Source organism: Legionella gratiana (assembly GCF_001467695.1).
In the GTDB taxonomy this organism is placed as follows: Bacteria; Pseudomonadota; Gammaproteobacteria; order Legionellales; family Legionellaceae; genus Legionella; species Legionella gratiana.
In genome coordinates this window covers 529,229-550,598 of the sequence record NZ_LNYE01000029.1, presented here as the reverse complement: position 1 = coordinate 550,598, position 21,370 = coordinate 529,229, and the positions used below count along the sequence as shown (strand labels likewise).

Below are 21,370 nucleotides of genomic sequence, written 5' to 3'. Positions count from 1 at the left end.
TAGGTGATATATTCCTCATGGATGGATTAATATCATGAAGGTGACTATTTATTCCTATGAATTCATAAAATAATTCCAATGTATATTTGGCTTTTTTAAAAAAGAACAGCAACTCCTAACGTGATTGTATCTTGAGTGGTAGGCTCTCCCTGACTTCGAAGAATCCTCTTAAGAGCACCATACTCTACATCATGCTCATACTCTGAAAAAATATTAAGTCCTGGCTTAAGACGATAATAAGGTCTCAGGATATAACGCATTTGGTTTAAGCCATTGCCAATCTCGTTTTTGACGACGGTATGAGTGGCCAAAATGCTGCGAATTCCTGTGAGGAAGAAGAAGTTATTGGTCAGCTGGTTAGCCCGTGCTAACTGAATGTCAAACTTGACACTGCCATCACGATAATACGTTCTAATGTTGGTATCAATATACCAAGGCATTAACCCTTCAATACCAATACCAGGTTGCCAATAAGGGCCTCCCGGGCGATAAAAATAATTGACTCCTCCTTTAACCGCCCAAAATTGGCTAATCAAATGCCAATAGAACACATCGATGTCTGCGTTTTCAACGGTTCCTTTATAAATTTCAGCGTCCTCAGTATACAACTGGAGCTTATTGTAATCTGGGCCATAGAGGCCTCTAAACGTCATTTCCTGAGCATTATGAAAAGGGTCTTCGCCCAGCTCGATATAGCTTGAACGATAGAAGCCTTGATGATGTCCTGCAGGGTGTTTGATGAGAGAAGCATCCAGTGGCATGACTTCGTCTTCTCGTACGACCGGCCGATTGATGTAGGCTTGCTGATAGGCGTAATTGTCTGGCTTTCGAGTGCCGTTGGCAATCTCAATGATGGTGGTGTATTGAAATACGCGCGCCATGCCCGCGGTCATGTGCAGAAGATGGTGGCAATGGAAAAACCATTGACCGCTGGCTTCAGTATCAAAATCGGCAACGGCAGTCGCTCCTGGAGGGACTTCAATGGTATGCAATAACGGATCGTAAGCCCCATGACCATTGCGTAAAATAAACCAATGGCCGTGAATATGCATGGGGTGACGCATCATCGAATTATTGGTAAATATAATCCGATAACGCTTTCCTGGCTCAATCAAAATCGGTTTGGCCTTATATTCCGGTAGACCATTAATAAACCAGATATAACGGTCCATGTAGCCAAACAATTCCATTTTAATAATCCCATCGACTGGTTTATTCGGATTATTGGTTTTCACTGCCCCTTTTAACTCTTGGTATTTGGTTCCTAAGGTGGTGGCTTTTGCCGAATCAGGTGGCTCTATTTTATCGCCTATGATGGTCGGCTCAATGGGCATCTTCATGTTCATGGAGCCATTCATCGACATGCCCTGCTCCATAGGCCTGTCAGACTTCATGTTCCTATTCATAGACGTGTCATTAGCAGAGTTAGACGTCTTATTCTGGCCCATTGCGCTATGATTCATGTCCGGCATGGCCATGCTCTTGTTCATTGAGGTCGACGAAGAGTCAGATTTTATTTGAGCAGAGTTAGACGTCTTACTCTGACTCATTGCCCCATGATTCATACCTGGCATGGCCATGCTCTTGTTCATTGAGGTCGACGAGGAGTCAGATTTCATTTGAGCAGAGTTAGACGTCTTATTCTGACTCATTGCCCCATGATTCATACCTGGCATGTCCATACTCTTGTTCATCGAGGTCGATGAGGATTTGGACTTCATTGATGAGGTGTGAGCGGAATGATTGGATGCCTTGTCCATTTTCTTTTGGATAGTCTTAGAGGACATCGAATGATTAGCACTTTGCGAACTCATTGCTTGAGAGTGCGAAGGCATGGTCATGGAGGGTTTCATCGCCGTTGATGATGTTTTTTTGTTCATCAAGGCGTGTTGTTGATTTCCACCCATTCCCCCGCCATTCATAGACATCATCATGTTGGCCATCATTTCTCTTGTGACAGGAAGTGGTTCAGGGAAAGGAGTCACGTGCTGATAGTTGACGACTTGATTAGGATGGGTCACTAAGGCCCCATAAGCTTTGCCCAGCGTGTCAATCGACTCGGCATAAATAATGTAAGGCTTGTTTTTTTGAATGGTCACCAGGATATCATAGGTTTCACCTGGTGCAATCCAAAAATCCTCAATGGGATAAGGGCTCACATCATTTCCTTGAATGTGCACCATCTCCACTTTGGCATCAGGAATTTTAACACGATAGATGGTGCTTGCTCCTGCGCCAATGAAGCGCAGTCGCACCCTATCCCCTACCTTCACAGGGGCAGTCCAAGGATGAGATTTTGGGTGACCATTTAATAAATAGGCATCATAAGCCACGTCACTTAAATCATAGATACTCATGCGCATTTGTTGCATCATTTTATAATCAGCGATTAATTTTTTACGCTCTTCAGGAGAAGCTTTACGATAATCATGAAGAAACTTCATAAGCGAGGGTTGTAGGGGAAATCGAGGACCGTAATAGTCGCCGTCTTTTTTTAAATTCGCAAGCACTTGCTCGGCGCGAGTGTTGCTCCAATCGGATAAGACCACCACATAATCTTTGGTGTAGTGATAGCTTGGAGGATTGGGTGGATCAATAATAAAAGTACCATACAACCCTTCTTGTTCTTGAACCTTGGCATGGGCGTGGTACCAATAGGTTCCCCTTTGGTGAAGCTTAAAGCGATAATGGAACACGCCTCCCGGAGGAATTGGTTTTTGACTCACCCCGTCCACCCCATCCATTTGCCAAGGGACTAAAAGACCATGCCAATGAATGGACGTTCCCTCATCCAAATGGTTATACACATTGATGGTGACATCATCCCCTTCTTTAAAATGCAACGTCGGTGCTGGAATTTGCCCATTAACAGCAATAGCGCGTCTTAGTTTGCCTGCAAAATTCACCGTTTTATAAGCAACCACCAAATTAACCGTACGCTTTGCTCCACCTGTCATAGTGAGAGGTTTCACTGTTCTAACAGGTTGGCTTTTAGCGATAGGTTGTTTCATTTTGTATTGTGCAGGTTTCGATTGAGACGATGTAGTCTTGGGAGAAGGTAACGGTTGTGTTGAGGCACCATGTTGCTCATGCTGGGCAAACAAAGCAGAAGAATTAAGCAGTAAAAAGGAAAAAATAAAGCAATAATTCCTTATTAGACAACGCAAATCCTTTTGTAACATGTTTCCATCCTTCCATAAAAATCGTATTAATGCGGTGATACTGTCTTTTCTGCTGTGACAGGCAGAACACCATACCCATGCCGATAGACTAATTCCGCTCCATACCAAGCCGTCGTGAGCAGCAACACCTGGACAAAGAGCAACGCCATTAAGAAGACCAGCGTCGGTTTTTGGTGTTTAATATAACGCCAAACCATCCAGAAAGCCACAAGTACAATAGCACTCGAGGTAGTTAGTGCCCAGTTGCGGTGAATCACTTTTACGGCGTGCACCATAGCACCATGTTTTACCGTATAAAAGGCATAAAATCCAGCCGACACGGTGGCAATCGTGCTCAATGCGGCCAGCCATAAACACCAACGCGCCACGATTTCCAATTCGACAATAAACGGGTTGATTTTCCATCGAGTATTAGAGGCGAAATAGATTAAAGCATAAAGAATCACCGAAACAGAAAATAAGGCCACGGTAAAATGGACAAAAATGGGGTGCCAATTAGGGATAATTTCTATCATGGTCGATGCGTTTCTTATTCCAGTTTGGGGAACCAACATCCTATTCCCTCGTTTCTTCTTATAAAAAAATAGCCAAATGGCTATTCAGTTACCCCCTTTTTATTTCTTATTTAGTATTTTTGTCAATTGAATTGTTATCCGTTATGCTAAATGCCAGAGATAAAAATAGCAACAATAAACCGGGTTGTTTTTAGTCGTTGGCAAGAACAAGAACAATAATCTTGAAGGAATTGTTATGAACGCTAAGGATTGTTTTGCAGAGAATGACCACGAAGAAAAAATTAGAGAAACTAAATCTCTTTTTGATGAGAAAGAGGTTCATGAAGCCAGGGACTTAGAAAATGAAATGGACCTTGACGAGGAGTTTGATGCCATACGCTCTATGAATTAACGTCCTCGCCTGTTAATCGGGATCCTTATAAAGGGCTTCAAACCAATTGGTCATCACCTCATTACGCATGATTCGGGAGGATTCCAACGAATCCCTCATCATCTGCGCAACACCATGCTCTATTTTTTTAAAGCAATTGCTCTGTGTAGCCATGCGGCGATTGGCTTGAATGGGTGGGCTTAATAGTTCGATTGCTTTCATCAGTGGATTCACTTTTTCAGAAAACACATAGCGACTTAGGCGCATGGGATGCGTTTTCTCAAGCCACCAGGATAAAAAAGGGTTACTTAAGCTCTGCACAGAAGGTTGGATAACTTTTTGATAAATTGAGTCATTGGCTTCGGATGTTTGACGAACCTTGTCAAACGGTTGCGTGGAGCTCGTTGTGCAAAGTTCTGTAAGTTCTCGCGCTTCAAAACGCACATGATATTGTTCTTTACTGCAATCGGGATCGCCCGTTGGGTTAACGATTATCATTTCATAAAGCCCTGGCTGCAATTGCTCAATGGCATCACTATGCTCTAAAATAGCACGATGGTGCAATCGAACGACCTTAGCCGACACAAAGATTCCTAAATGCCCAACGGAAGGATGAAGCAGATAAACCACTCGTTGTTTGGCCTTCTTCAAGGCTTGTGTCGTAGGATAAATGGTTCTTATCCAATGTAAAGCCTGCCTCGGTGGGGTAATTTGATCGCCTTGGGAAGCAAAGAGAACAAGAGGGCTTTGAATGCGTTTCAAATCGTAAACACATCCTTTATGAATCCGCATTTCACCACGCTCTAGTTGATTGCCAATAAAAAGATTATTCACTGTGGCCATTATCTCTTCTTGACTGAATTGATAAAAACCATTCCACCAACGTTCAAACTCCAAAAATCGCTCACGCTCCCCATCAATTTCATCAAATAAGCCATAATACTTATCCCAAATGGCCGTGGTGGGATTGAGTAACTCAAAATTAGAGACCAACCAGGCCCCATCAAAGATTCCTTCTTTTAAATCCGATAGGAAGCGGGCACTCCAGGAACCACCCAAGAGTCCACCCAATAACTGCATGGGATTGGCTTCTTCTTCGCTGTTGGACCAATAAGAAACTGGTGAGCCATTCATGACCGTCAAGCCAACCGATCCCACGCAATCAGAGACCAATAAAGCCAGCATCCAACCGGCTTGACAATTGCCATAAAGAATGGGGGCTTTGCCTTCATGCCAGGCTTGGACTTTTTCAACAAAATGGCGCAAAGTCATCAGGACATCGGCGAGCGTTTGATGAGACACCGGATTAGGATAAAAAATAACAAAATACACAGGATGACCACTATGTAACGCGATGCCTACTTCAGAGTCCCGTTTGAAACCACCAATCCCTGGCCCATGGCCTGATCTGGGATCCACAATAATAACTGGATGAGCATGAGGATCAAAACATTCTTCAAAGCACACATCACCGACTTCAAGAATTTTAACCAATGCATAATTCGTTTTAGGCTCCAATGATTTCCCATCCAAAACAAATTCATATTTGAAATTAAGCAGTGGTGGCAACCCTTGTTGTTCGTGCTCCATCATATTATTGGCGCGTTCACGCAAAGTATTCCAAAACAAAATAGAACGCTGCCAACAATCCAGTTGATAAGAAAAAAAATCATGCCCCATTTGATAAGGCGAATCGGTATTTTCCTTGCCCATGCATCACCACCATCCTGAATAACCCACCTCTTTATCTATTGTGGACTAGGGATAAGATTTTTACAAAAATTTTCTCTCCATTGGATGACTGATATGGACAAGACCTATTAAAGTCAACGACTGCTCAAGGAAGTGATTAAGGGAGATTAAATAACAAATAATCCAGTCGTAACCGTTTGTTGTTGCGCCGTAGATAATCTATTATGGTAATACCTCATTTGATTAGGATGAATCTCATGAAAAAAATCAATTTTCTATTGTATTTATTAACCATGCTCGCCATATCCTTTGTGACCTTGGGTCATGGAACCACTGAAGCCACTGACACTACAAACCAAACGAAACACCTGTATCGCGGCTCCTCGATTAGTCTTGAAGAGTTAGCACAAGTTGCGGATTTATCCTCCGCACGGGATCAAAAAGGAAACCCCGTGACCCTAGAAGAAGAAAGCTACCAGGTTGGCTCTTTTACAAAAGGCACAGTGACTATCATCCCCAAAAGTGGGAAAGCAGACGATGTCATTACTTTGGATTTAAAACCAAATTAATTTATAAACATTTTACCTGGCCCGTTTGCACTCAACATAGGACAAAATCCAATTTTATCCAATGAAAATGAGAACCAAAAATGTTGCTTGTTGCTTTTTTATTTGCAATATAAATAAACCCAATTCTCTCACAGCTAACACAAGGGGTTTGCCGCTGATTTTTTATTGTACGGGTTGCCCTTTCTCGACAAAATAAATTAAAAAACTCAATAAAAAATTGTGATAAGTAAGGATTTACGACAATATACTATTTAATATTTATATAAAATGGTAGAAGAGCATCCTATAAATCAATAGGTTAGATTATCCGATTCATTAGTCAAACAAGCGCAATCGATAAGCACTGTGATGTCTCTCATTCTTAAGTATGCGAAATGGACATTGGATGAACCAAACTTTAGTTCCATTAATTTTTTAAAGGTTATCGTATGAAAACAACCTGTTTTCTTCAAGGAATCATGACCATGATTTGCCTATGTTGGGGAGGGCTAGCCTTTGCAATTGCCAATACACCCCTGACGTTAACCGAAGCAGAACATTTAGCGCTTGCCACCTCCCCTGAATTAAAACGTTTACAAGCAAACAGTCGAGCGTTACAACAGCAAGCCGTCGCCGTTGGCCAATTATCCGACCCACAATTACTGGCAGGTACGATTAATGTCCCTACCGATACCTTCAGTTTTACCCAAGACATGATGACCATGGTAGAGGTCGGTTTGCAACAGCAATTTCCACGGGGTCACTCTTTAAAGATGAAATCCCAACAAACACAAGCGTTAGCGAAAGTAGAGCTTAAAAAAGCCTTTGATCAAGTCATCACCTTGTTACGTAACGTACGAGAAACTTGGTTAGATCTGTATTATTGGACGAAAGCCTTGCAGGTTCTTCACGCCAATCGGTTGTTATATAAGGATTTACTGAAGGTCACGCAATCTCAATACAGTAACGGTAAAATTAATCAATCCGATGTGATTCAAGTGGAATTGGAATTATCACGACTCAATGATCAGGCCATTCAAATTCAGCAGCAACTTGATATTTTACGCGCACAACTAGGTCGATGGATTGGGATTAATCCTGTCAATCGCCCATTAGCTCTTTCAATGCCTGCGTGGTCTCGGCCACCACCATTGAATCAGTTAAAAGCCCGATTACCAAAGCATCCTTTGTTACAAGCCGATGCCTCCAATGTGAAAGCCTCCCGCTATGAGGTCGCGTATGCCAAAGAACAATATAAACCAGGTTGGTTACTTGGTGTGAGTTATGGCTTCAGGCAAGGAGTCATGCCAGACAGGATGCCTCGCTCGGATATGTTGACCGCTCAAGTTACAATGGATCTGCCTGTTTTTACTGCTAATCGACAAGATAAGCAATTAAATGCCAGTTACAACCGACTCAATGCGAGCCACTTTGAAAGACAAACACATTATCGAGATTTGCTTCAGGCACTCAGTGCGCAATATGCGACATGGCAGCGTCTTTCAGAACGTGAGGTCATCTATGAAAAGCAATTGCTTCCTGAAGCAAAACAAAATGCCAAAGCGGCTTTATTGGCTTATCAAAGTGCAACCACTGAATTAACCACCGTGCTACGCGCCTACAGCAGCCAATTAACCATTCAACTGGAACAAGTACAGATACAAGTTGAGCGCCTGAAATCCCGTGCAACACTACTGTATTTAGAAGGAGTTGCCCTATGAACAAGAAATTAGTACTCATAATCGTAATCTCCATTATTTTGGGAGTGTTCCTGGGGCGTTGGACAACTAACATCATTACTGGAAAAGCTTCACAAGAGGCAACCAACAAAAAACCACTCTATTGGATTGATCCCATGGAGCCAATGATTCATTACCCAGGACCCGGAAAATCGCGCATGGGCATGGAACTTGTTCCGGTCTATCCAGACGACAACCAAGAAAAAGGTGAAAAAGCAACAGTTCAAATCTCACCATCTGTAGTCAATAATCTTGGTGTACGTACCGTTCCAGTGATACAAACAACATTAGCAAGACATATAGACACAGTGGGGTTTGTAGAGCCTAATGAAAATCAAATCAGTCATATTCATACTTATGCTGATGGCTGGGTGAAAAATCTGGTGGTCAAGGCAGTAGGTGATTCTGTTAAAAAAGGCCAATTGCTGTTGCAATATTACTCACCCCAATTAGTAACTGCCCAAGAAGAATATCTAATCGCCTTAGAAGGCAATAATCAATCCTTAATTACAGCGTCTTATAAACGATTACAAGCCTTACACATCTCTGAACAACAAATTGAAGACATCAAAAAAAATCATCAATCGAATCAATTAGTAGCTGTTTATGCTCCACAAGATGGCATTGTTGCCGCTCTTAATATTCGGGAAGGTATGCGAGTTACACCGGATGTGGAAATAATGAGTTTAGTTGATCTTGCCAACGTTTGGATGATTGCCCAAATTTTTGAAGAACAAGCCAATTGGGTCAAGATAGGTGACCAAGCCGAAGCTCGAATATCAGCGTTCCCACAAAAACAATGGAAAGGTAGGGTAGAATACATTTACCCTCGATTAGAGCCCATGACTCGCACCGTCAAAGTAAGATTTCGTTTTGATAATCCCGATAATCAATTAAAACCTAATATGTATGCCAGCATTTCTATCCTGGTCAATCCGAAATCCAATGTACTGAGTATTCCTCTTGAGGCTTTGATTCGAAGTCCACAAGGTGATCGAGTGATAGTGGCCTTAGGCAAGGGACGTTTTCAAGTTCGCCAAGTCAAAGCAGGTATGGAATCGGGTGATCGAGTCGAAATTCTTTCGGGCCTTAAGGTAGGAGAAAACGTCGTTGTTTCCGGACAATTTCTGCTTGATTCCGAGTCGAATTTAAAAGCGGGTTTGGAGCGCTTGGAAACACCTGAAGAAAATGAAAAAGCCAAATCCTCAGGGATGAAATCCACGAACCCCAAAGGACAAAAACCATGATTGCAAGCATCATTCGTTGGTCAATTAACAACCGTTTTCTAGTGATACTCGTCACTGTAATGATGATAGTAGGAGGCCTCTACACCATCAATAACACCGTTGTTGATGCCATTCCCGATTTATCGGATGTCCAAGTGATTATTAAAACAGAATTTCCCGGACAAGCACCACAAGTGGTTGAAGATCAGGTGACTTATCCCTTAACCACCGCCATGTTAGCAGTACCCGGTGCTGTTACAGTAAGAGGTGAGTCAGGTTTTGGAGTATCTTATGTGTATATCATTTTTAAAGATGGCGTTGATCTGTATTGGGCACGTTCCCGGGTTCTGGAATACTTAAGCCAAATTGCCAATCAATTACCACCTGGGGCAAAAGTAGCTTTAGGGCCTGATGCAACAGGTGTTGGATGGGTCTATGAATACGCGCTTGTTGATCGCACAGGCCAACATGATTTGTCGCAACTCACCAGTTTACAAAACTGGGTTCTCAAATTTGAATTACAAAAAGTACCTGGTGTTGCTGAAGTAGCTACCGCAGGTGGCATGGTGAAGCAATATCAAATTACTTTAGATCCCAACCGATTACGCGCCTACGGTTTGACTCTCGACCAGGTCAAGCAAGCGGTGCAGCGAGGTAATCGTGAAGCAGGAGGCGCCACCATTGAAATGGGCGAAGCAGAATACATGATAAGAGCCAAAGGCTATTTGCAATCCATTCAGGACATTGAGCAAATTCCAGTAGGTTTAGGTAAAAATGGCATACCCATTTTGCTAAAAGAAATCGCTCATATACAACTAGGTCCACAAATACGACGCGGTATGACCGAATTAAATGGCGAAGGGGAAGTAGTGGGGGGCATTATTGTCATGCGCTCAGGCCAAAATGCCATGCAAACCATTGCCAGTGTCAGAGCAAAACTCAATCAATTGCAAGCAAGTCTTCCTAAAGGCGTGGAAATCATTACTACCTATGATCGCTCAAGTTTAATCCAACGAGCGATTAATACTTTAAGGGATAAGTTAATTGAAGAATTTATTGTTGTTTCTCTAATTTGTGTGGTTTTTTTATTCCATTTTCGCTCTTCATTAATCATTGTGATTAGCTTACCTATTGCTATTTTGCTCGCATTGATAATCATGCATGTGCAAGGGATTAATGCCAATATTATGTCCTTAGGGGGTATTGCTATTGCCATTGGCGCCATGGTGGATGCGGCCATTGTCATGATTGAAAATGCCCACAAGCACATAGAGCATAATGCCATTACTTCAGAAAATCGCTGGCCAATGATGCAACAAGCAGCTCTTGAAGTGGGGCCACCTTTATTTTTCTCTTTACTTATCATTACCGTGAGTTTCTTACCGGTTTTTACCTTACAAGCTCAAGAAGGACGGTTGTTTGCACCGCTTGCATATACCAAAACCTATGCGATGGCAGCTGCTGCAGCACTTTCAATTACCTTAGTACCCGTGTTAATGGGTTATCTTATCCGTGGCAAAATAAAGGCGGAGCAAGAAAATCCAATCAATCGTGCCTTAATGGCTGTTTATCGACCGATTCTACAAGCGAGTTTGAAAACACCCAAAACAACATTAACAATCACAGCCTTCATCATGCTTATTGGATTTTGGCCTGTCTCTTATCTTGGTGGTGAATTTATGCCAGAACTGGATGAGGGGGACTTACTCTACATGCCAACCACTTTTCCAGGCATTTCGGCAGGTAAAGCACAGCAACTTTTACAACAAACTGATAAATTGATTGCAACTGTCCCTGAGGTTAAAACAGTATTTGGTAAGATTGGGCGTGCTGAAACAGCAACGGACCCGGCTCCCTTATCGATGATAGAAACCACCATCCAATTCAAACCTAAAAATGAATGGCGTCCCGGAATGACTATGAATAAATTGCGTGATGAACTGGAGTCAGGTCTCAAGTTGCCAGGGCTTTCCAACGCGTGGGTGATGCCCATTAAAACTCGCATTGACATGTTAGCAACTGGGATTAAAACGCCAGTAGGGATTAAAGTTGCAGGACCTGATTTAAAAACCATTCAATCTATTGGTCAACAAATTGAAACTGTATTGAAGAAAGTACCGGGCACAACGTCTGTTTTTGCTGAACGAGTAGCTAGTAGCCGTTATGTGACAGTAGATATCAACCGCGTCAAAGCGGCACGTTATGGGTTAAATATTGAAGACATTCAGCAAATTGTTGAAACAGCCGTGGGTGGAATGAATGTGACACAAACGATTGAAGGGCGGGAACGTTATCCGGTTAACTTGCGTTATCCTCGTGAGATTCGCGATTCTTTGGAAAACTTACGTTCACTACCTATTGTCACTCCAACAGGAGCCACTATTCCTTTAAGTGAAGTGGCCACCGTTACGATTACCGAAGGACCTGATATGATTCGCAGTGAGAACGCCAGACTCAATGGTTGGGTTTATGTGGATATTGCAGGACGCGATTTAGGTTCTTATGTGAAAGAAGCTCAGAATATTATTAGGCAACAGGTAAAATTACCCGCAGGTTATTCGTTGGCATGGTCCGGGCAATATGAATACCTAGAGCGTGCCAAAGAGCGTTTATCCCTTGTTGTTCCTTTAACAATAGCTATTATTGCCTTTCTATTGTATCTTAATTTTCGTCGCTTAGGTGAAGTCATCATTATTTTAGCAACCCTGCCCTTGGCATTAATCGGCGGCATTTGGCTACTTTATTTATTGGGATATCATTTATCCGTTGCCGTAGGAGTTGGCTTTATTGCTTTGGCGGGCGTTGCCGCTGAAACAGGGGTCATCATGCTGGTATTTCTTAATCAAGCCTTGGAAAAGCAACAGCGGCAAGCGAAGCAAGAGCAGCGTGCTCTTACCAAAGATAATGTGTATACCGCCGTAGTCGAAGGAGCACTCCTGCGCCTACGGCCCAAAATCATGACAGTGACTGCCATTATTGGAGGTTTATTGCCGATTATGCTATTAAGCGGCACGGGCTCTGAAGTGATGCGACGTATTGCTGCACCGATGGTTGGCGGGATGGCTAGTGCCACCATACTCACTCTGATTGTTATTCCAGTGGTTTATCTTTTGTGGCAACGAAAAAAATACTAATAAAAAATTTGAGTTAGGTAATAAAAGAAAAAACTTAACGTTGAAGGAAGTTTGATAGCAATTTCCATAATAAATAGTGGTAGATTCTCGATTAAAAAATTTATCCCGAGTTATATAGAATGATATGTAACTCAATCAAATGTTTCTATTAGTATTACTATTTGACAGGTGATGCAAAAGTGTTACACTTATATTAGGCACCAATTTAGGAGCAATATCATGCCTACTAAAAATCCAAGAATAAATATTACTTTTGAGGAATCAACAGCAGGGTTACTTGCCTACCTTGCAGAGCTAGAACATAAATCGATTTCAGGCTTGGCTAAAGAACTTATCATGGAGGCATTGGAAAGACGTGAAGATAAAGTATTGTCTGCCATTGCTGAATTTCGTGATCATGCTACAGTAAAAAGAGTGAAGCATGATGACGCCTGGAAGTAAACTGTATCAAATTGAATATATAGAAGATGTTGTTAAAAACGACATGCCTAGTTTGTCAACTTCAGCCAAAAAGCTCATAAAAAAAGCCATCGAAGAGCGTTTGATGGCTGATCCTATCGGTTTCGGTAAGCCACTGCGATATAGCCTTAAAGGACATAGACGTTTGCGAGTTAGTGATTATAGGATTGTTTACCGCATCGAAGCAGAAACAAATACCGTCGTTATTATTGCAATAAAACATCGAAAAGAAGTTTATGATGATTTTTAGAACATTTCTATCCAGACAAGTATCAGACTTATACACCGGCTCCATCACAGTACCTGCTAGAGTGATAAGATAGAGAACCTGAGATTCTCCCCTACCTCACTATTACTTCAAAGCAGGCTACGCAACAAAAATCAACCTGTCCTAGTATTTCTATTAACCCTAAATCAAGGTTGTTAACACCATTTATCGCACCATTCGACTCGTTAACTATACAAAAGCACCGTACTTGACTTCAATTAGCTAGCATAATATTGTAATGTCGGAATGTTAAAAATCATTCCATCTCATGTCATTTAAAAGGAGCTAAAATGAATAAGTCAGATCTCATAAGGACAATTGTTACAAAAAAAATGAAAAATACTAAAGGACGTAATCTTTGTTGTTGGTAATACCAGTATTATAAAAAGATACCATTCACCTCATGACTTAGGTGAATGGTATTTATCTTATTAAGAGGTCATTGTTATGACAACGCCAATTGATAAATTATTAGAATATAAAAACACACAAGTATTAAATAGGTATAAAAAAGATTATCCCAATAATAAATTAAAAGCCGAAGAAGCCTTTCCAGAGTTATTGAAATACTTATGGATTTCTCAAAAACATAAAGAAGATTTATGTCATTTTCCAGAAAATGACGAATTAAAGTTCTCCTGTGGAATATACCCTGACATGTTGGATATTGATGACATGTGGCATACTTTCCTTCTTTTTACAAAGGATTATATGGCTTTTTGTGATCAATTTTTTGGAAAGTATGTACATCATACACCCGCTTCAGACAACGAGCCAATACCTAACAATGAATTTGAAGTCGATTTCAGTCGATATTTATTCTATATTTATGACCATCTAGGAGAAGAAACCGTAAAAAAATGGTTTGGCGAACTACTAGAGGAAGAAGTTGATATGGCCTAATGCCATTTTGCAAACACTGCCTACCAATATTGTCACTTATGCACAGCAATTGAATGGAATTGAAAATTGATAATCAGGAATCTCATGAATCGTCTTGCTGCTTGCTTTAAGTAAATGAGTGCATTTTCTCAATGTATAATAATGCTCTTGTTTTAAAATTAGGTTGTTTTCATGTTTTTTCGCATTGTTTATATCCCCCATGAGCATCAGAAGATCTTTAAATAAATTTTTATGAATCACCTCAAAACCATAAGCTGTTACAAATCGACTAACCTCGTCAGGCGGTAAAGAAAAACAATGCAGTTCTCTAGATTCAATTGGCATGTCTTCTGAAAAAGAATTAATTATTTTAGGAATAAAACTCAATATGAATTCATCATGCTCCTCAAGAAGATTAGCCAACCCTGCTAATAACTGCATTACTCCCTTTTCATTTAAATACATCGTAAGACCTTCTGCGATTACTAATGTTTTGCTTCCTTTCTTAAATCCATTAGCACACAGAACTTCTTCTAAATTATCTTCTAAAAAATCACAGTCTACACAAAAGAAATTTTCATTAAAAATGTGGGTATGGTTAATTCTTATATCAACTGGTGTTTGTCGGATTCCAATTTCCTTTGGAATATTCAAGAGTGCTTTCAGTTTTATTTGACGAGTTTGTCCCCTATCCAATTCATAAAACTGAACGTTTGGAAATTTTATTGATGAGATAAACGCTCGTACATCATAGCCACCACCTAGAAAAATAACTTGTCTTACACCGTTAGATAAAATACCCATTTCTACCTTGTGTTTCAGCATTAGTTTTCTAGCTAATATCATGGAGTGATAACCAGGAGTAACTGTTTTATTAAAAAAATTATGTTGTAAATAATGTAACAGTTTTTTTAGACTGTTTTCATCTCCATAAGAGCAGCCATAAGATTCGAAATCAACCACTGATGAAATGATGTGTTGGGCTAAACATAGTTCGATATAAAATTCAGAAGGTATTAATGGCTTATTTATAGATTGAATATAACTGCTCATCACGGAAAGCGCTGTTAAACTTGCGTTAACTCTATTGTTCTCTTTCATCACCTGAGTCATGTATGCTTATCCTAATTTATTGTTTTGCATAAGCCTATTTTTTAGCTATCTTTGCAGAAGAGACGAAACAAATATGCCGCGCACGTTATTTTACATCAATATATTTAGTCAAGTAACCACTCCTCAGTAATGGGGAACGGATACTTGACAAGTCTGATCTCATTTTAGCAACTGCAATATCCCTCTGGGCAAAACGCATTTGCACCTGTTTGGCTATATAGGACAAATGTGAATCAGTAATAAACTGCGAATCACAGGATATATTACAACCGATGCCTTAATTAATTAGGGGCATCCGAAGGATACAAAGAACGCAGCTGCGCCAACACTTTTTGTAATTTTTGCCAGTTGACTTGTGTCCCTTTTTTATCATTGGCATCGCCTGATTTATCAAGACGAGTGGCCAATTGACTGACATAGCTTAGATTTTGCTGCAGTGTTTTTTTCTGCTCCTCTGACAAATCTTTGCTTAATGCAGGTAATGCGTTGACTAAATCACGAATGGCAAATGCATGCTGGTGTATTGTCGTTAAATCATCACTACTAAGCACTTGATTAATGGATGCCGCATGCTTATCTACAGCCTCCCAAATGGCTGGAATCGTTTTGGGAATGGATTGTGTTGACTCTTCAGTAGAATCAGCCATTGCTTGAGAATACCCACAAACCAACAAAACACTGGTGATAAGCCCTAACCAAAAATGACTTTTTTGTTTCAAAGTAACGTGCTTCATGTTGTTTCTCCTTGTTCCGTTTTATTGAATTGCATCCGCTGTTCTCGCCATACTTCAATAGCATTATACACCGTAGGTACTACAAACATATTGAGTACAGTAGAAGTAAATAATCCTCCCAAAAGCACCTGAGCTAAAGGACGCTCCAGTTCCTTTCCTGCAGGCGAACCCCATAACAGAGGAATTAAGCCAAGCGCTGCTGTTGCGGCGGTCATGAGTACGGGCACTAAGCGATCGAGGGTTCCTTGAATGACCACTTGCTCACGTGGTTGTCCCTGGACACGCAATTGATTGTAGTGGCTCACTAAAATAATCCCATTACGTGCCGCGATTCCAAATAAGGTGATAAAACCAATCATAGCCGCCACACTCATGTTAGCACCGGCAAGAAACAAAGAAATGACCCCACCAATCAAAGCCAAAGGCAAATTGAACATCACAAGCAGTGCCTCACGAAATGTTCCGAAAGCCTTATGAAGCAGGATTAACATGATAAAAACAGCAAGTGCACCAAAAAGAATAATCACGCGAGAGGCTTGCTGCTGACTTTCAAACTGACCGCCGTATTGGATGAAATAACCGCTGGGCAAGGTCACCTTTTCCTTAACCCGTTGTTGCACTTCTTGAATCACACTACCTAAATCCCTCTCTTGCACATTAAAAGCAATCACCAAAACACGCTGCACATTTTCCCGATTAATTGCAAAAGGCTGGGGTTCTAGGCGAATATCAGCTACCGCACGCAAAGGAATTTTAGTTTTCTGATTCTCCGTTCCATGAGCGTCAATCAGCATGTTTTGAATGGCTTTAACACTATCTCGTCCTGTTTCACTCATGCGCAAATACAAATCAAACGTTCGCTGCCCTTCGAGAATACTCGACACGGTTACGCCATTCAAAAGAACTTGAACATCCTCAGAAATTTGCCCCACATTAATGCCATAACGCGCGGCTTTTTCTCGGTCAATGGTAATGACCAACTGGGGTACATTAATTTGTTGCTCTTTGTTAACATCCACTATTCCTGGTACGGTTTTTAATAGGGCTTCGACTGATTGACCCAGTTCGTTTAATGTCGCAAGATTATCACCAAAGAGTTTTACCGCGACTTGTGCTCTGACCCCCGACAGCACTTCATCCATACGATGGGCAATAAATTGACCTACATTAAACAGCGCTCCTGGGATGTTTGCCAAATCCGCTCGAATGCGTTGCAATAATTCATCCGGAGATATGCTCTTGTCTTTGCCAAAATCCAGGCGCACATCGAACTCACTGATGTTGGGTGGTAGGGCATCTTCGTCCAATTCACTGCGGCCTGCCCGTTGAGCAATGGAAATCACTTGCGGATACTTCAACAAGGTTTTACTGACTTGATTGCCTAAGCGCATGGATTCATCCAGCGAAGTTCCTGGCAACGTACTCATCACAATAATAAAATTGCCCTCATGAAACTCAGGTAAGAAGGAAGTCCCAAAAAAAGGAAGTAAAGCTAAAGCAAAAACAAATGCGCCAATCGCGATAGTCACGACCGTTTTACAATGGTCCAATGACCAATTTAACCCCATTAAAAAATGTTTTTTTAGCCAAATCACAAAACGAGTTTCCGCTTGAGATTGTTTGGCTGCTTCTTCTTCCGTCAAATGATAACGTTCCTCTTGAGATAAAGCATGCATCACCACTTTATTCTCTTGCTGTTTTTCACTTTTTCGCACTAAAAGGAGATAACAAAGGGCCGGCACCATAGTAATAGAGACAACAAGAGAACCTAAGACTGATGCGATATAAGCAATGGCTAAAGGACTAAAAATCCGCTCAGGGATTCCTGATAGAAAGAAAATGGGCAAAAACACGAGGCTAATAATAATGGTCGCATAAACTACGGAACTTCGAATTTCCAAAACCGCATCAAAAACAATTTCAATCGCGGGTAACGGTTTATCGCTCATGCGATTAAGCCTTAAGCGATGGACCACGTTTTCAACGGTGATGATGCCATCGTCAACCACTTCCCCAATCGCAATCGCCATCCCACCCAAGGTCATCGAATTGATACCAAAACCAAAATAATGAAGCACCAGGATGCCGACAATAAAAGAAACCGGCATGGACAAAAACGTAATAAAAGAAGCTCGCCAATTCATTAAAAAAAGAAACAATACTGCAATGACGATAATTGCTCCTTCAATCAGGGCTTTCGTTAAGTTATGAATAGCCGATTCAATAAAATTGGCTTGACGAAACACCTCGGTGATTAATTCAATCCCTGCTGGCAACGATTTTTTGATATCCGCTAAAGCTTGTTCCACTTTATGTGTCGTGGTTAATGTGTCGGCGCCATAAATTTTAGAAACAGTACCAATCACCGCATGTTCTGCATTATAAGACGCATCACCCCGTTTAATTTCACCACCGAAAGCGACTGCAGCCACGTTATCAATGGTAATAGGAACCCCATTACGGACTACAATCAGTGTTTTTTTAATATCTTTAAGCGTTTTAATCCGCCCAATGGTGCTCACTACGAATTCAGTACCGGCTTGATGGACAAAAGCACCAGGCACATTTTGATTTCCTGTTGTCAACGCTTGGCGCACTTCTTCAACCGTGATGCCATAGGCCAGCATGCGCGAAGGAATAAGCCGCACTTGATATTGCTTGACTTCCCCGCCTAAGGAAACTACAGAAGCCACCCCGCCTAAAGCTAAGAGGCGCGGACGAATAGTCCAGTCAGAAATGGTTCGCAGTGTTTCTGGGCTTGCGCTGCCACTCACCAAAGCATATTTAAGCAACCACCCGACCGCTGAGGTGACGGGCAGCATCACCGGTGATGAAACCCCCGGAGGAAGGCGGTTTACTACTTGTTGAATACGTTCATTAACCAGTTGGCGATTGCGGTAGATGTCCGTTTTATCATCAAATACCACGGTAATCGTCGATAATCCAACGGAGGTTTTTGAGCGAACACTAGCTACCCCTGGTGTTCCATTAATAGCGCTTTCCAAAGGGTAAGTCACCAGGGTTTCCACATCTTGGGTTGCCATGCCAGGCGCTTGGGTTTGAACTACCACTTGCGGTGGTGCAAATTCAGGAAAAACATCCACCGGCATTCGTTTTAGGGTATAACCACCCAGTAAACAAAGAATAATCGTTAACGCCAAAATCAAAGGGCGATTATGTAAAGACCAGGCAATGAGGCGAGTAAACATTTATTGGGGCTCCTCATGACTGCCGGATTGAAATTTACTACCACCACTAAGCCATAATGTATAAAGCTCACGATTGCCTTGAGTGACAACGAGGTCGCCAGGAACCAAGCCATCGGTAATTTCTGAGAAGTCATCATCCACAGCACCGACTTGAACATCCACTCGCTCGTAAGTATCCCCATTTTGCACAAAAACAAATTGCTGATTATCCGCCTGTAAAAGAGCCGCGTTAGGTACGGCAAGTGCTGCCTCATTACGAGCTAAAATGACGTTGGCGCGTACAAACATCCCGGGCTTTAGGAGTTTCTCTTCATTATCCAAGGTGATGCGCACATTCACGGTACGAGTTAAGGAGTCAAGATTGGGTTCAATTAAAGTTACTTGTCCTGCAAAAACCTTCTTTGGGTAACTTAAGGCATGAATAGTCACTTCTTGCCCTACCTTAACCTTACCTAAATCTTCTTCATACACTTGGGCTACGACTAATAATTTATCGCGATTACTGATGTGAAAAAGAACCGTGTTCGGCTCAACCGCTTGACCTAAATTGATATTTCTCGCATCAATAATACCCGCAATGGGGGCTGTGACGGCGACACTTGGAGGAGGATTACCTACTAACCTTGACTGTACTGTGGCCAAACGTTGCCCTGCCTTGACGCTATCCCCTAAATTCACATCAATGGCGGTCACGCTCCCACTAATCCGAATACTGACATCGGCTTGGGCATCAGGTAACAATTGAATTTGGCCATTTAAACCAAGCATTTGCGCCATGGGGCGATTGGTTGCTTCCACCACCTTGATGTCAAGCATTTTAGTTTGTGCTGGTGTTAAATGAACGGGGCCTTTGGCTCCTCCCTCGCTCACTTCAATTTCTTCTCCATGGGCAAAACACCCTTGAATAGGAAAGAGTAGACTAAGAAACAGACTAATTAATGCCATCCTTCTCATTTGCTGCCACCATCTCATTTGCTATCCCCATTCCTTTGATACGCTAAATAAGAGCAAAACCCATTGGTTTTACCTGGACCAATAGCCGTACATAAAGCCACATACACTTGCAAATACTTTTCTAAAGTATTGAGATATGTTGTTTGCAAATCATTTTGTTGTTTTTGCACTTGCAATACATTCAAAAAAGAAATTTGTCCGCTCTCATAAGAATCACGTGCCAGTTTGACATTCTCAACTGCTAATTTAAGAGAAACAGTTTGCGTTTCCCTAAGACTCATTTGAAGTGCTTTCAGTTGGGCATAGTTACTGGCTATTTCAGTTTCAATAACTAAATCCAAGGCACGTAATGCCATCATCGCTTGAGTTCCTGTGTGACTGGCTTCTAAAATTCGCCCCTGATTACGATTTAAAAGAGGAAGAGGCACAGAAAGCGTGACCCCCAAGGTGCGATCAGCGGGTTGGGGTGGTCCCTCTTCCACCACAATTTTATCTTGTTGAACACCAAGCCCTACCGTCCAATCCGCAAAACGCTCGGCTTTTGCCAAACGCCTGTCGGCATTGGCACGATGAATCGATAAAGCGATGGCCTGACGATCAGGACGATTTTTAAGGGCTAATGTTTTTAAGAAGGCTAACTCAGGAAGTTTTTTACCTGTGATGACATCCCTCTTAAGAGATAAAGGAGAATTGGCTTTCCGCCCCATCAATTGATTCAGTAGGGCATATTGACTGATACTAAAACTATGCAAAAGATGTTTTTCTTGTCCAATCCTCAGATACTCAATGCGTGCTGCATTGTCATCCAGCTTTGAAATTTCAGCCGCGTGATAACGGTTATGAATCACATCAACAAGCTCGTGGTTTATCCGTAATAAGTAATTCACCTGTTGCATGCGACGCTCGGTAATCACAGCAGCATAATACGCATTCGCTACTTTGCTACTTAATTGACGCTCTGCTTCCCTAATTTCTGCCATGGCTTTTAACACATCCAAGCGCGCCACTGTCTTTTGTTTTGCAATACGTCCTGAAATAGGAAATGCTTGGCTAAAACCAGCACTGCGTGAATATTCCCCTTCGTCATTAAATAAGCGATCGTCGTTATTGGAAAGATTAAGACTTGGATTAGGCCAAAGACCTGCTTGGATTAAACGCGCCTTGGCGATAGAAACAGTATAACGGGCTGCTTTTAAATCCTTGTTGTTCGCTAGAGCAATTTGAGTTATTTCTTGAAGGGTTAATACGTTGCCTGCTGTAGCCAGAGAGGAACACAGTAATAGAAGCATCACCCAACCAAAAAACCACTTCATAGAATTAATTTCCATAAATAATAAGATTCAAA

At 41.6% G+C, this 21,370-nt stretch carries 16 protein-coding genes; 8 read left to right on the top strand and 8 right to left on the bottom strand.

Going from position 1 to position 21,370, the window contains the following annotated elements:
• Nucleotides 1-95 precede the first annotated feature (95 nt).
• Together Lgra_RS15420 and Lgra_RS15415 are read right to left on the bottom strand one after the other, a co-directional pair.
• Nucleotides 96-3,182, bottom strand: coding sequence for a multicopper oxidase domain-containing protein (locus Lgra_RS15420; RefSeq protein ID WP_013101340.1), 3,087 nt, complete (start codon nt 3,180-3,182; stop codon nt 96-98).
• Between the two features lie 26 nt (nt 3,183-3,208).
• Nucleotides 3,209-3,736: a DUF2231 domain-containing protein gene (locus Lgra_RS15415; RefSeq protein ID WP_013101339.1), complete on the bottom strand. Its 528-nt coding sequence runs from the start codon at nt 3,734-3,736 to the stop codon at nt 3,209-3,211.
• A gap of 196 nt (nt 3,737-3,932) precedes the next feature.
• Between Lgra_RS15415 and Lgra_RS18035 the strand changes: the two genes are divergently transcribed.
• Nucleotides 3,933-4,088, top strand: a complete 156-nt coding sequence (locus tag Lgra_RS18035) for a hypothetical protein (protein ID WP_013101337.1) — start codon at nt 3,933-3,935, stop codon at nt 4,086-4,088.
• Between the two features lie 12 nt (nt 4,089-4,100).
• Here the strand turns inward: Lgra_RS18035 and Lgra_RS15410 are convergent, their stop codons facing one another.
• A complete protein-coding gene (locus Lgra_RS15410) occupies nt 4,101-5,780 on the bottom strand; it encodes a DUF3141 domain-containing protein (protein ID WP_013101336.1) in 1,680 nt (559 codons plus the stop codon).
• 236 nt (nt 5,781-6,016) lie between these two features.
• On the opposite strand from Lgra_RS15410, the gene Lgra_RS15405 reads away from it, so the two are divergent.
• The 7 genes from Lgra_RS15405 to Lgra_RS15375 all read left to right on the top strand — a co-directional run bounded on the left by Lgra_RS15405 (nt 6,017) and on the right by Lgra_RS15375 (nt 14,036).
• Entirely contained in the window at nt 6,017-6,328 is a 312-nt protein-coding gene (locus Lgra_RS15405) for a hypothetical protein (RefSeq protein WP_013101335.1), read from the top strand.
• 428 nt (nt 6,329-6,756) lie between these two features.
• Nucleotides 6,757-8,028 carry a TolC family protein gene (locus tag Lgra_RS15400; protein WP_013101334.1) on the top strand — a complete coding sequence of 424 codons (1,272 nt, stop codon included), beginning with the start codon at nt 6,757-6,759 and terminating at the stop codon, nt 8,026-8,028.
• Nucleotides 8,025-9,293 (top strand): efflux RND transporter periplasmic adaptor subunit, encoded by a 1,269-nt coding sequence (locus Lgra_RS15395; protein ID WP_013101333.1) that lies wholly within the window; start codon nt 8,025-8,027, stop codon nt 9,291-9,293. The genes Lgra_RS15400 and Lgra_RS15395 overlap by 4 nt, the downstream gene beginning before the upstream one ends.
• On the top strand, nt 9,290-12,406 hold the full coding sequence (locus Lgra_RS15390; RefSeq protein ID WP_013101332.1) for an efflux RND transporter permease subunit: 3,117 nt from the start codon (nt 9,290-9,292) through the stop codon (nt 12,404-12,406). The genes Lgra_RS15395 and Lgra_RS15390 overlap by 4 nt, the downstream gene beginning before the upstream one ends.
• Before the next feature lie 219 nt (nt 12,407-12,625).
• Nucleotides 12,626-12,847 carry a hypothetical protein gene (locus Lgra_RS15385; RefSeq protein ID WP_011946127.1) on the top strand — a complete coding sequence of 74 codons (222 nt, stop codon included), beginning with the start codon at nt 12,626-12,628 and terminating at the stop codon, nt 12,845-12,847.
• A complete protein-coding gene (locus Lgra_RS15380; protein WP_011946126.1) occupies nt 12,828-13,115 on the top strand; it encodes a type II toxin-antitoxin system RelE family toxin in 288 nt (95 codons plus the stop codon). The genes Lgra_RS15385 and Lgra_RS15380 overlap by 20 nt, the downstream gene beginning before the upstream one ends.
• 465 nt (nt 13,116-13,580) lie before the next feature.
• On the top strand, nt 13,581-14,036 hold the full coding sequence (locus Lgra_RS15375; protein ID WP_013101330.1) for a glycine-rich domain-containing protein: 456 nt from the start codon (nt 13,581-13,583) through the stop codon (nt 14,034-14,036).
• A 36-nt stretch (nt 14,037-14,072) separates the two neighbouring features.
• Here the strand turns inward: Lgra_RS15375 and Lgra_RS15370 are convergent, their stop codons facing one another.
• The 5 genes from Lgra_RS15370 to Lgra_RS15350 form a co-directional block, all read right to left on the bottom strand.
• On the bottom strand, nt 14,073-15,128 hold the full coding sequence (locus tag Lgra_RS15370) for a class I SAM-dependent methyltransferase (protein ID WP_013101329.1): 1,056 nt from the start codon (nt 15,126-15,128) through the stop codon (nt 14,073-14,075).
• A 281-nt stretch (nt 15,129-15,409) separates the two neighbouring features.
• Nucleotides 15,410-15,862 (bottom strand): hypothetical protein, encoded by a 453-nt coding sequence (locus Lgra_RS15365; RefSeq protein ID WP_013101328.1) that lies wholly within the window; start codon nt 15,860-15,862, stop codon nt 15,410-15,412.
• On the bottom strand, nt 15,859-19,071 hold the full coding sequence (locus tag Lgra_RS15360) for an efflux RND transporter permease subunit (protein ID WP_013101327.1): 3,213 nt from the start codon (nt 19,069-19,071) through the stop codon (nt 15,859-15,861). Before Lgra_RS15360 ends, Lgra_RS15365 begins: the two co-directional genes overlap by 4 nt.
• The gene (locus Lgra_RS15355) at nt 19,072-20,043 is read right to left on the bottom strand and encodes an efflux RND transporter periplasmic adaptor subunit (protein WP_014843656.1); all 972 of its coding nucleotides are present in this window, start codon (nt 20,041-20,043) and stop codon (nt 19,072-19,074) included.
• Nucleotides 20,040-21,338 carry a TolC family protein gene (locus tag Lgra_RS15350; RefSeq protein WP_013101325.1) on the bottom strand — a complete coding sequence of 433 codons (1,299 nt, stop codon included), beginning with the start codon at nt 21,336-21,338 and terminating at the stop codon, nt 20,040-20,042. Before Lgra_RS15350 ends, Lgra_RS15355 begins: the two co-directional genes overlap by 4 nt.
• Nucleotides 21,339-21,370: the final 32 nt, after the last annotated feature.